The sequence below is a fragment of the Bacillus vallismortis genome (assembly GCF_004116955.1).
Lineage (GTDB): Bacteria > Bacillota > Bacilli > Bacillales > Bacillaceae > Bacillus > Bacillus vallismortis.
Genome location: NZ_CP026362.1, coordinates 3148550 through 3161697 on the forward strand (window position 1 = coordinate 3148550; position 13148 = coordinate 3161697).

The following is a 13148-nucleotide window of genomic DNA, read 5'->3' on the forward strand; positions in this document are numbered from 1 at the left end:
TATTAGAAAATTTCCATTAATTTATCCAGTTCATCCAGCGTCAAATCGTCGTCGCCAAGGTCGCTCGGCGTCAATTCCGTTCCATCTTGAGATAGGCAATGTTGTATGATTCTGAGCAGATGGGCTTTAAAGCTGTCGCTGAATGTTTGTATCGTTTTTTCATGAAATTCAAGAGAATGATAGGCCAGTGACATCGTCAGTTTTCCGTTTTCAATGTATCCGACAACATCGAGCGCGTTCGGTTTTTCTGTTTCCGGGCTTAACGACTGTCCTGACGGCAGCTCTGATCTCTTGAACAAGCCTGCATCCGACATGTCATCAAACTGTCCTAAGTAGTTAAAGCTGACATCCGGCTGAATCGAAAACGCCACATCTTCTTTATGTTCCGGCGCCGTCAAATAGCGGAGAATGCCGTATCCGACTCCCTTATTCGGTACATGTCTGATATCTTCTTTCATTTTCTTCAGCTGGTAGCCCAGATCATCCGCATGCTTCATATCGAGCACCATCGGGTACATACTCGTAAACCAGCCGACTGTGCGGGAAATGATCAGGTCTTCTATGATTTCTTCACGTCCATGCCCCTCTAAATGAACACTTACTCGATCCTGACCTGTCCACTCCTTCATCGCCAATCCGAATGCCGTCAGCAAAATATCATTCATTTCTGTGTGATATGCCTCATGCGCCTTTGTGGTGAGCTGTTCTGTCTCTTCAGCAGTCAGCGAGAATTCGATTGTCTTTGTATGTTTCATTCGCTGATCACCAGATTCGCGATCTTTCGGAAGCTTTACAGCGACAGTTTGTTCTTCAAGCTGTCTCCAATACTCTTTTTCTTTCAAAAAGGCTTTGGAGTTCGCGAAGTCTTGCAATCTCTCTGCATACTCCGCAAATGAATGTGTTTTCTGGGGGAGAACCGGTTCATTGTCTTGCTCAAGCTGTGTATAAACCGCGGCGAAATCCTCCAGTAAAATCCGCCACGACACACCGTCAACCACTAAGTGGTGAATGGCAAGAAGCAAGTGGTCTCCGTCTTCCGCTTGGAACAAGCCTGCTTTTAACAAGCCGCCTTCCTGCAAGTCGATGCTGCTTTGCAAACGCTCCGCTTCTCTCTCTATGCGGTCTTCATGATCTTTCGCTTGCCCCTCAATGTGGATGATCTCCAATTGGGCTGAAGCAGCTTCAAGTCCTCTGTTATATTGAACGACATCTTTCGGCTCCTCACGATAAACCATGCGGAGCGCGTCATGATGTTCGATCAGCGCCTGTAATGTTTTCTCCACCCGTTCAGGATCAAAGCCCTTCTTCGCTTGAAGCATCACTGACTGGTTCCAGTGGTGCTTGTTCGTGAAGTTCTTTTCAAAGAACCAGCACTGGATTGGCGTCAGGATGACTTCACCCTCCACCGGGCCTTGGTCCGCCTGTTTGCCTTCGGCACGCTCCACGTATTGGGTCAGCTCTTCGATTGTCGGGTGCTGGAAGAGGTCTTTCATTTCCAGCTTCCAGCCGTGCTGGTTCAAGCGGCTCGCCATTTGGATTCCTTTGATGGAATCTCCGCCGAGCGAGAAGAAATTGTCACTGACACCGACTTCAGAAATGCCGAGCACATCCTGCCAAATGCCGGCAAGGAGCTCTTCCATGTCGGTCGTCGGCGCTTTGTATTCCCCGCTTCCCGCTTCAATGTCCGGCTCAGGCAAGGCTTTGCGGTCAACCTTTCCGTTTGCGGTAACCGGAAGTTCGTTCAGCGTCACCCAGAACGCCGGGATCATGTAGTCCGGCAGGGTTTCTTTCAATGAAGACTTTAACGCTTCTATGTCAGCTGTTTCCGGTGTGACATACGCCGCGATCGCTGTATTGCCGCCTTTATCTTTGACAGCTGTGACCGCCGCATCCTGCACCTCAGAAAGCTGGGCGAGCTGCACTTCGATTTCTGAGAGCTCGATCCGATAGCCGCGAACCTTGACCTGCTGGTCGATCCGGCCGATGTATTCGATGCCGCCGTTCACCCACTTCACCAGATCGCCGGTGCGGTACATGCGTTCACCCGGGACAAACGGATCAGCGACAAACCGCTTCGCAGTTTCGTCTTCCTTATTCAGATAGCCGCGCGCCAATCCGCGTCCCGCTACACAGAGCTCTCCGGCTACGCCTTCCGGCTGCACCTGATTGCCTTCGCCGAGAATGTATACTCTCGTATTGGCGATAGCCTGCCCGATGGAAAGCGAGCCTTCTTCCGGATTGATCTCTGTGCTTGTGGCAACGACTGTGTTTTCAGTCGGCCCGTAATTGTTGATGAGCTTGTACGGCTGTTTCACCGCACGCTTCAGCTTGTCTCCGCCTGTCAGCAATACGCGCAGTGACGTATTCTCAAGCTCCATAAACTGTTCCGCCAGCTGTGTCGGCAAGAACGTGATCGTCACGCCATGCGTTTCGAAATAATCGTTCAGACGGACGATATCAAGGCGGATCGCTTCATCAATGACGTGAAGCTCGGCTCCGATTGTCCACGTCGGGAACATTTCCCAAATGGAGGCGTCGAATCCAAAGCCCGCGTACTTCGCACTGCGGTCCTCCGCTGTCATATTGAACGCGTCATGGTGCCAGAAGCACAGGTTCACAAGCGCATGGTGCTCGACCATGACACCCTTCGGCTGTCCGGTCGTCCCGGACGTGTAAATCATGTACGCGAGGTTTTCTGCATTTACATCCGTCTCTGGATTTTCCTCATCGTTTTCATCAAGCGGCAGGCTTAGAATCGTGCGGTTGCCATCAAGAAGAATGACGTCTCCCGAGAAGCTATCCGGCACTGAAATGCCTTCCTGTTTCAAGAGAAGCTTCGCGCCGCTGTCCTGCAAAATATAGTCAATCCGCTGATCCGGATAGTCAGGATCAATCGGCACAAACGCCGCTCCCGCCTTTAAGACGCCGAGCACCGCGGCAGCCATTTCCAGCGATGGCTTCGTGAGAACGCCGACGCGCTCATCCGCGCTGATGCCGCAGTCGATCAGAATTCGGGCAAGACGATTTGCCTTCGCATTCAGCTCGCCGTACGTCCATGACTGGCCGTTGTAGGTGACAGCCGGGCGGTCTTTGTGGCGCTGAGCCGTTTCTTCGAATAGCTGATGAACGGTTTTGTCTGTCGGTACAGGGAGCGTTTTGCCCTTCCATGCCTCAAGAAGCGTTTGTTTTTCTGGTTCAGTGACGAGAGACAAGCTGGAAAGCGGCTGGTTCGGATTGCCGGTGACTTCATCTAGAAGCTGCATCCAGTATTGCTTCCATCGTTCGATTGTTTCAGGCTTAAACAGCGCTGTATTGTATTCAAGCACAAACGTAAGCCCGCCATCGGTTTCGTCAGCCGTCAGCGTGATATCAAACTTGGCCGTTTTCCGTTCAAACGGATGCGGCTCAAGCTGAATCCCTTTCATCGTCAGATCCTTGATATTCGCATTTTGCATCGAAAAAACGGCGTCGAATAACGGATTTCTGCTCGTGTCACGCTGAACCTGCAGGTTTCCGATCAGGTCCTCAAGCGGGTAATCCTGCGCACGAAAAGCGCTGAGTGCCGTTTCTTTTACTTCACTCAGATAGCCAGAAAACGTCTTTTCACCCTTCGGATACGTGCGCAGCGCCAATGTATTGACGAACATTCCGATGACGCGGCTGACGTCCGCTTGAGAGCGTCCGGCTATAGGTGAACCGACGATGATATCATGCTGCCCGCTCAGTTTTGATAAAAACGCACTGTATGATGCCAGAAGCACCATGTACAGTGTGGAATCCGTTTCTTTTGCAAGTCTGCGCAGCGCATCGATTTTCCCTGCTTCTAATGAAAATGCAATACGGTCTCCCGCAAATGTTTGAACCGCAGGCCGGCTATAGTCAGTCGGAAGCGTCAGCACCGGCAGCTCTCCTTCCAGCTCCTTCAGCCAATGCTCCTCTTGCTTTTTATAAAGCTCAGACTGGATGAACTGCTGCTGCCACACGGCGTAATCCTTATATTGAATGCGGAGCGGCTCAACGATTTCTCCGTCGTACAGCTTCGAAAGCTCCTCAATCAGCACACCGACAGACGCACCGTCAGAAATAATATGGTGCATATCGAACAGCAGAACATGCTCAGTGTCTGAGTGCTTGATCAGCCCCATCCTGAATAACGGAAGCCGATCAATTCTGAAAGGTTTGATAAACTCGGAAACGATCCGCTCTGTCTCCTCTTCTGCAGCTTCGAAATAGGCCATCTCACACTCAGCTTCTTCCCAAATCCGCTGCACCGTTTCTCCATCTTTCAGTTCAAACGTGGTTCTAAAGGCCTCATGACGCTGCATTAACTGCTGCATGACGCTGTTAAGCCTTTCAACATCAAGCTCACCTGTAAGGCGCAGAACCGCCGGCATGTTATAGCTCGTTTGCGCTCCTTCAAGCTGCTGGAGCACATACATCCGCTTTTGCGGTGAGGAAACAGGATACGTATCTTGTTTTTTTGCCGGGCTGATGCTGACGGCTGCCCCTTTTTCAGAAGAGGCTATCACCTGTGCTAAGCCCTCAACCGTAGGTGACTGGAAGAGATCTTTGAGTGACAGCTCAACCCCCAGTTCCTGATGAACCAAGGCAAGCATCTTCATGCCTGCTAATGAATGTCCGCCGATGTCAAAGAAGTGGTCATAAGCGCCGACCTGTTGAACCTGAAGCACCTGCGCCCAAATGTCCGCGAGTTTTTGTTCCGTTTCATTGCGAGGCGCAACATATGAAACACCTGTCGAGACGTTGGCATCAGGAAGCGGCAGTGCTCTCCGGTCGATTTTTCCGTTCCCAGTCAGCGGCAGCTCATCCATTTGGATAAACACCGCAGGAACCATATAAGTCGGCAGATCCTTCGCCGCATGTTCTCTCAGCTCTTGAGATGAGATGCCTCCCTCTCCGACAAAGTACGCGCAGAGCAGCTTGTCTCCCGCTCCTTGATCAACAGCAAGCACGACAGTCTCCTGCACGCGGTCGTGGGTTTGCAGCTGATGCTCGATTTCTCCAAGCTCGATGCGCTGTCCGCGGATTTTCACCTGATGATCGATCCGCCCGATAAATTCGATGTCGCCATTCGGCAGCCATCTGGCAAGGTCACCCGTTCTATACATGCGTTCGCCGGACGTAAACGGATGCGGAACGAACTTCTCCTCAGTCAGTTCTGGACGGTTGTAATAGCCTTTCACGAGTCCTTCGCCGCTCACGCAAAGCTCCCCGGCAATCCCGGCAGGCTGTACGTGTCCAGCCCGGTCAAGGATGTATACTTCCGTGTTGCTGACCGGTTTTCCAATCGGAACAGACAGCGTGTTCTCCTCCAATTCATCAACCGGATGATACGTTGCGAAAACCGTGCTTTCAGACGGCCCGTACATGTGAAGGAGTTTGCCTTTTCCAACCGTTTGCAAAGCTTTTCTGACATGCTCAACCGAAGCCCGCTCCCCGCCAAACATAATCTTGCGCAGCGTTGACAAGCACGCCGGATTCAAGTCCACAAGCAGGTGGAACAAAGCGGTTGTAATCATGAGAATGCTGATATTCTCCCGCTCTATGACCCGAGACAGGCGAGCCATATCCAAAACAGTTTCTTTCGGTATCAGCACAAGCTTGGCACCATTTAACAAAGAACCGAACATATCAAACATGAATGCGTCAAATACGTAATTGGAAAGGCCCAGGATCGTATCCTGTTCTGTGATGCTGAGATAATTCGTTCCCTTCACCGTGCGCAGAATATTGGCATGTGTCACGATATTTCCCTTTGGTGTTCCTGTCGTTCCGGACGTATACGTCAGATTGGCGACCGCCGCGGAGTCAAGAGGCAATGCGAGATTTTGCGTATCGGCATGATAGCTTTCTTCCTCATCCGCAAGCACGATGACACCGCTAAATGCTGCTTCTTCTGCTAAAGCCTTTAATTTTTTCTGAGTAAGAAGCACCTTCGCTCCGCTGTCACGGAAGAAATGCTGCATCCGCTGAATCGGATGTTCCGGATCAATCGGCACATAAGCCGAGCCAGCTTTTAAAACGGCGAGGATCGACACAATCATGTCCATTGACCGCTCGCATAAGACTGCCGCCGTTTTGCCTTCACCTGCCCCTAGAGAAAGAATGCCGCGCGCCAACCGATTGGCCCGTTCATTCAGCTCACGATAGGTAAGTGATTCGCCTTCATATTGAAGTGCCGGCTGGTCTGGCGTTTTCGCCGCTTGCTCTTCAAACAGCTGAACAATCGTTTTGCCTTTCGGATAAGGTGTTCTTCCCGGGTTAAACTGCTGAATTTGCGCAGCAGCCTCCTCTTTAGAAAGAAGATTGTAGTCAGAAATCTGTTTCTCAGGCTCAGCCGCAGCAGCATCAAGCAAACGCGCAAAATGGTTGAGCAGCCTGTCAGCCGTGCTTTGTTTAAACAGCTTCGTGCTGTAGTCCAAATCAAGCTCAATGCCTTCATCGGTTTCTCTCGCCTGCACCGTCAAATCAAATTTGGCAATCTTGAAATTGGTCTCATGAACAGACAAGGACAGATCGCCGACAGCGGGAATGCCCTCTGTCGCATTTTGAAGACTGAACATCGTGTCAAACAGCGGATGTCTGCTTACATCACGGGGGATGTTCAAATCTTCTACAAGCCACTCAAACGGATAGTCCTGATGAGAAAAGGCATCCAGCACCTGTTTGCGGACACGCGCGATCAACTGGGTAAACGTCTCATCCTGCTTCACTTCACTGCGAATCGCGAGCGTATTGACGAACATCCCGATAATGCCCTCTGTATCGGAGTGGTTTCGGCCCGCTGACGGCGTGCCGACAATGATGTCATCCTGTCCCGTATACTTTGATAAAAGCGTATAGTATGCGGACAGCATCACCATATACAGCGTGGCGCCACTTTGTTCAGCCAAACGATGTAAGCGATCCTTTAATCCCGCATCCAGCTTGATTGACACCCGGTCCCCTTCAAAGCTTTGAACAGGCGGTCTCGGATAATCGGACAGAAGCTGAAGCACCGGAAGCTCGCCCGCAAAGACTTTTTTCCAATACGCCCGGTCCTTCTGGTACCCTTCAGCAGCCTGGACGCTTTGCCACACGGCGTAATCCTTATATTGAAGGCGAGGCTCAGGAAGCTGTTCGCCTTTGTATATCCGTGCTAACTCCTCCAATATAATGCCGATGGACACACCGTCAGAAATCAAATGGTGCATGTCAAACAGCAGCATATGACGGTTCTTTCCAAGCTCCATCAAGCCGATTCTGAACAGCGGCGCTTTCGCCAAGTCAAATCTCCGGACGAATGAAGCCATCATTGCCTCATCTGAGCGGCCGCCTCTTTCCATCATCTCGATGTTAAAATCGACACTGTCATGAATGTTCTGTCTCGGCGTGCTGTTATCAAGAATAAATGACGTTCTCAACGACTCGTGGCGGCGGATTAGCTCTTGAAATGCGAGCTCCAGCTTTTGAATCTCTAAAGGCCCTTCCAAAATCGCTGCCGCCGGCATATTGTAGCCGACTCCCGCATCCTCGAACTGGCTGACGATATATGTTCGCTGCTGTGCCAACGAAAGCGGGTAATGCTCCTGTTTTTCAGCAGGTTCAATCGCTGTAAATGCCCGGCTTTCTCTGCGTTCGGCTTCCTCTGCAAGAGCCGCGATCGTCGGATTCTCAAATAAGTATTGAAGCGGAATATGGGCGCCTGTTTGCTTATGAATCTTTGTTAAAAGCGTCATGGCCTTCAATGAATGTCCGCCCGTTTCAAAGAAATTGTCAAAGATCCCTGCCTTCTCAACATTCAGCACATCCTGCCAAATGGCTGCGATTGCTTTTTCCGTCTCATTTCGAGGCGCAGTATAGGCCGTTCCGCTGACCGCCTTCACCTCCAGCGCAAACAGCTTGCGGCGGTCTACTTTGCCGCTTGGCGTGAGCGGAATTTCTGCCACTTCTGTAAAGTAAGCCGGGACCATATAGTCAGGAAGCTGTCTGGCCGCATGCTCCCGCAGGCTGGCCGGCGCAAATTCGCTGCCAGTCTTTTGCACAACATATGCGGAAACCTCAAGATTTGCTTGTTCGTCAGGGCGTGCCAAAACAACAGCTTTCTCAACGTCTGGCGCCTGCTGGATCACGGCTTCAATTTCTCCGAGCTCAATCCGGTACCCGCGGACTTTGACCTGGTCATCCTCTCTGCCTAAATATTCAATTGTTCCGTCTGGAAGCCAGCGCACCACGTCTCCGGTCCGGTACATGCGATCGCCTGGCACAAATGGATCTTGTAAAAACTTCACAGCTGTCAATTCAGGCAGATGCAAATAGCCCCGGCCAACACCATCACCGGCGATATAAAGCTCGCCAGCCACGCCTTCAGGCTGCAGCCGGCCTTTTTTATCCAAAATATATAGGCGGTTATTTCCCAGCGCTTTCCCAATCGGCACATACGCTGATTGAACGGCACTTTCTGGGATCACCGGATGAACGGACGCGTCAACACACGTTTCAGTCGGCCCGTACACATTGGTCAAACGCGGCGCTGTGCCTGCTTCTTTAAACAGCTTCAGCAGCTTGTCCGCAACAACAGACGATAGGCCCTCTCCTCCAATTAGCATATGCTTCAGCTTGAGTCCTTCAAAATCTCCTGCCGCGACCAGCATTTGCAGATGGGCTGGTGTTCCGTCCGTCGCTTCGATGCTGTGCCTGCGATAATATGCAGCAAGGGCAGCTCCGTTTGTCACGGTTTTCTTAGGTACGATATAAAGGGTTTGTCCCAATAGAAGCGACGCGAAAATCTGCTTCACTGACGCATCAAAGTGGAAAGGCGCAAGCAATGCCATCCGCAGTGTTTGGCTGCCGCTTTGATAAATCGTCTGCTGCAAAGATTCAACCAAATGATGAACCTGGCGATGCTCGATCATCACGCCTTTCGGACGTCCGGTTGTTCCCGATGTGTAAATAATGTAAGCAAGGTTCTGTGCGTTCACATCTGCATTCGGGCTATCGACTGCACCTTCCGCAATCGCACGATCAAAATCAATCAGCTCCGCATCGGACACAGGAGGTGCAACCTTCGATTCAGTCAGGATAAAGTCCGCACCGCAGTCCTCCAAAATATATTGGATGCGCTCCGCCGGAAACGCGGGATCAATCGGCACATAGGCTCCGCCCGCTTTTAAAATCCCCATGATCGACGTAATCATCCGTTCAGAGCGATCAAGCAGAACCGCGACAGGACTGTCCGCGCCAACGCCTTTCTGTTTCAATAGATTAGCGATGCGTGAAGATTGTTCATGTAACGTTTGATAGGACAATGTGCGATCTTCAAACACAACCGCTGGCTGATCAGCAAGCAGATCAGCCTTTTCTTGGAACAGCTCTGGAATCGTCATATCCTTGCGGTAGCTGACAGATTCACCACCGGCCCTCTCAAGCAACTTCTCTTTTTCCGCTTCAGAAATCAGCGTTAATTCATCAATTGTATGATCCGGATGCGTTAACGCGTTCTCAATCATCGTAATCATGCGCTCACAAACAGTGTTGATTTCTTCACGCGAAAATAAATCAGTGCGGTAATCAAAATCAATGGTGAGCTTTCCAGTATCCCATCGATCCTTTACATGAATCGAAACATCATTCAATCCGCTTCCGCTGAAAATCGGCTCAGTCAAAAAGGCAAGATCCTCTTCTTTCTGCCACTGCATGACCTGATATTCAAGAGAAACCGTAAACAGCTTGGTCAGAGAACTCTTTGTTTCACGCAAATCGTTTATCAGAAGGTTATACGGGTACTTTTGGTGACGCAGCGTCTTCATGAGATCCTTCATTCGGTCTTTGACAAAATCTAAGAATGCCTGTCCGCCGTCTACGTTTGTACGAAGTGGAACTGTCGAAACAAACATGCCAAGCATCTGCTTCTCTTTCGCATTTGTCCGATTGCCCATAAAGGTTCCCGTCACGACATCATTCTGGCCGCTGACTCTGTACAAATAGGCGGCAAGCACCGATTGAAACACTGAAAGAACACTGACCTTGTTTGCCTCACAAAACGATAGGATCTGCTGATGAAGCGCTTCAGGCACATCCTTAGAGAACCTCTCAGCATCTAAACTCCCTCCGCCTGAAGCATTCCGTTTAAGAGAAACAAGCTCAGGCACCGTTTCAAATTGCTTGTTCCAAAACGCCTTGTCCTTTTCAAACCGCTTTGATTGAGCATAGTCCTGTTCAGATAAAACATGATCGATAAATGAATGCGAGATCCCTTCGTTTGTTTCTGAGCCGCCCGCTAATTCTAAATAAATGTGCATAATCGCATTTCCGAGAATATTCATAGAAATTCCATCAGAAATCACATGATGAACATTTGCGTAAAACCACACTTCATTTTCCTTTATGGTGAAGATGGAAAAACGGAATAAGTCACACTCGTACAGCGGCAAAGGCTTTTTTGTTTCCTCCCGGCTCCATTGTGAAATAAACTCTATCGCATTCGGATCTCCAGTGGTGTCAGTATGTTTTATATCAACAGGCCGATACTCGCTTATATATTGTACGGGCTCACCGTTTTCATCGAGCCGCAAACGAAGGCGCATGGCGTCATTTCTGCGGATAAACGTTTGTATCGCTTCCTCAACTAGCACCCAGTCAACCTTCTCCGTTGAAACCAGCTTGCCAATCCCCGCAAGATTTGAAATACTTGTATGAGGATAAAATTTTTCTGTATACCAAATTCGTTTTTGTGCATCCGTTAAAGGGTAAAAAGTTATTTCCATATCGTCATACCTCCCCTAATCTTCAATAAGCAGTGAACATGCGCAATGCATTTCCCTTTCTTATCCATATAAGCTTTTAATACTTATGGACTAACAGCCAAAAAAGCCAAAAGAACTACACTAAAAACCAGTGCATCTAAACAAAAAAACGGATTGCCGCTATCAAAACGGCTGCCATCCATCATCTTCGCGGCGTATACCACAAGCAGATAAAGACCGCAAGACTCTTCATCCCAATACAAAACAATTTTGGCTATTTATTCATTGTTTTCAATATTTTTTACCTTGCTATCGTTCACTTTAAATGAAAAAAGTGTTTTTATCACCGAAAAATGGGTGAAAAGTTTCATGCGGGATACCGAAAGATTCCAGTTTATTTACTGGGATATTTTTGCGGGATGCCGCAACAATTTCCACTAAACATTATTTACAGAAAAATAAAAATCTTTAAGTCAAACCGTTCCTTTCTATCCCTTTGATTGTTGAAAGCCATTTACAATCTTTACATCGCACCTGTTACCTCGCAAAAACCGAAAAACAAACAAAAAAAGACACCCTTGTGAAGAGCGTCTTACAACGATTCCTTTATGATTTTTTTGTCGACATCAATCAATTCCATATAGCCCTTCCCCCACTCATACATGGCATCCAGAATAGGCATCAGGCTTTCTCCTTGCGGGGTCAAGGAATATTCAACCTTCGGCGGGACAACCGGATACACTTCCCTGTGAACAATCAAATCCTGCTCAAGCTCTCTCAGCTGATTCACCAGGATTTTCTGCGTGATATCAGGAATCAAAGTTTTTAATTCATTGAACCGTTTTGTTCCTTCTTTCCCCAAATGCCACAAAATGAGCATTTTCCATTTTCCGCCGATCACTGCAAGCGTTAATTCCTTCTCACAATTAAACCTTTTGTCGTCCATCCGGCTCAATAGAAATCCCCCTTAGCATATTTTTTGTATGTTAGATACGTATCGTCACTTACTTACTTTTTTGCAGACTCCTTTTTATTATACTCACTCATAAAACCAAGCGAAAGAAATCTGATCGCCTCTTCTCACAGTATCCTCCAAGTAACTAGTTGACTTTAAAGTGCCTACTTCTCATGAAAAGTGGGAGCCTATAGAATGAAAAATAATTCGAAAAGGGAGTGGATCAATAATGGAATTACAATTAGCATTAGACCTCGTAAATATTCCGGAGGCCATCGAGCTCGTCAAAGAAGTGGAACAATACGTCGACGTGGTTGAAATCGGAACACCCGTTGTCATCAATGAAGGCCTCAGAGCCGTTAAAGAAGTAAAAGAAGCATTTCCGCAATTGAAGGTTCTAGCAGACCTGAAAATCATGGATGCCGGCGGATACGAGATCATGAAAGCGTCGGAAGCAGGCGCTGACATCATCACCGTTTTAGGGGCTACAGACGATGCAACAATTAAAGGCGCAGTAGAAGAAGCCAAAAAACAAAAGAAGAAAATCTTAGTCGACATGATTAACGTGAAAGATATTGAATCACGCGCGAAAGAAATTGACGCACTCGGTGTTGATTACATCTGCGTCCATACTGGATATGATCTTCAAGCAGAGGGCAAAAACTCTTTCGAAGAATTAACGACAATCAAAAATGCCGTAAAAAACGCAAAAACCGCAATTGCGGGTGGAATTAAGCTTGATACACTGCCAGAAGTGATCAAACAAAAGCCCGACCTTGTCATTGTTGGGGGCGGCATTACAAGCGCAGCCGATAAAGCCGAAACAGCTTCAAAAATGAAACAGCTTATTGCCCAAGGATAACGAAATGAAAACGACTGAATACGTAACGGAAATTCTGAATGAGTTACACCGTTCAGCGGCTTATATTTCTGATGAAGAAGCGGATCAGCTCGCCGACCACATTCTCTCGTCCAATCAAGTTTTCACTGCGGGAGCGGGGCGGTCTGGCCTAATGGCAAAATCCTTCGCAATGAGATTGGCGCACATGGGCTTTAACGCTCATATCGTTGGCGAGATTCTTACTCCGCCGCTTCGCGAAGGTGATCTCGTCATTCTCGGCTCAGGATCAGGCGAGACAAAGAGCCTGATCCATACAGCAGCCAAAGCAAAAAGCTTACACGGGGTTGTTGCCGCTTTAACCATCAACCCGGAATCAAGCATTGGCAAACAAGCGGATCTCATCGTCAAAATGCCCGGTTCTCCTAAAGACCGGTCAAACGGAAGCGATAAAACCATACAGCCAATGGGTTCATTATTTGAGCAAACTTTGCTGCTATTCTATGATGCGGTGATTTTAAAACTCATGGAGAAAAAAGGACTCAATTCCGAAACCATGTTCACCCACCACGCAAACCTTGAATAGCGTCACACGACCGGCCTGAAGATC

General features: G+C 48.7%; 4 protein-coding genes. 2 read left to right on the forward strand and 2 right to left on the reverse strand.

The genetic code is table 11. The annotated features are described in order from the left end of the window. Positions 1 to 2: 2 nt before the first annotated feature. Positions 3 to 10766 carry a surfactin non-ribosomal peptide synthetase SrfAA gene (gene srfAA, locus BV11031_RS16635; protein WP_010330767.1) on the reverse strand — a complete coding sequence of 3588 codons (10764 nt, stop codon included), beginning with the start codon at positions 10764 to 10766 and terminating at the stop codon, positions 3 to 5. A 571-nt stretch (positions 10767 to 11337) separates the two neighbouring features. Next, positions 11338 to 11700 carry a transcriptional activator HxlR gene (gene hxlR, locus BV11031_RS16640; RefSeq protein ID WP_010330235.1) on the reverse strand — a complete coding sequence of 121 codons (363 nt, stop codon included), beginning with the start codon at positions 11698 to 11700 and terminating at the stop codon, positions 11338 to 11340. A gap of 229 nt (positions 11701 to 11929) precedes the next feature. On the opposite strand from hxlR, the gene hxlA reads away from it, so the two are divergent. Both hxlA and hxlB read left to right on the forward strand, forming a co-directional pair. Beyond that, complete coding sequence (hxlA, locus tag BV11031_RS16645; RefSeq protein ID WP_010330234.1) at positions 11930 to 12562, forward strand: 3-hexulose-6-phosphate synthase; 633 nt, start codon at positions 11930 to 11932, stop codon at positions 12560 to 12562. 4 nt (positions 12563 to 12566) lie between these two features. Next, positions 12567 to 13124, forward strand: coding sequence for a 6-phospho-3-hexuloisomerase (hxlB, locus tag BV11031_RS16650; RefSeq protein WP_010330233.1), 558 nt, complete (start codon positions 12567 to 12569; stop codon positions 13122 to 13124). The last annotated feature ends 24 nt before the right edge of the window (positions 13125 to 13148 follow it).

Coding starts and splice junctions, on each gene's coding strand:
- srfAA (WP_010330767.1), bottom strand. CDS start 10,766: ATGGAAATAACTTTTTACCCTTTAACGGATGCACAAAAACGAATTTGG.
- hxlA (WP_010330234.1), top strand. CDS start 11,930: ATGGAATTACAATTAGCATTAGACCTCGTAAATATTCCGGAGGCCATC.
- hxlB (WP_010330233.1), top strand. CDS start 12,567: ATGAAAACGACTGAATACGTAACGGAAATTCTGAATGAGTTACACCGT.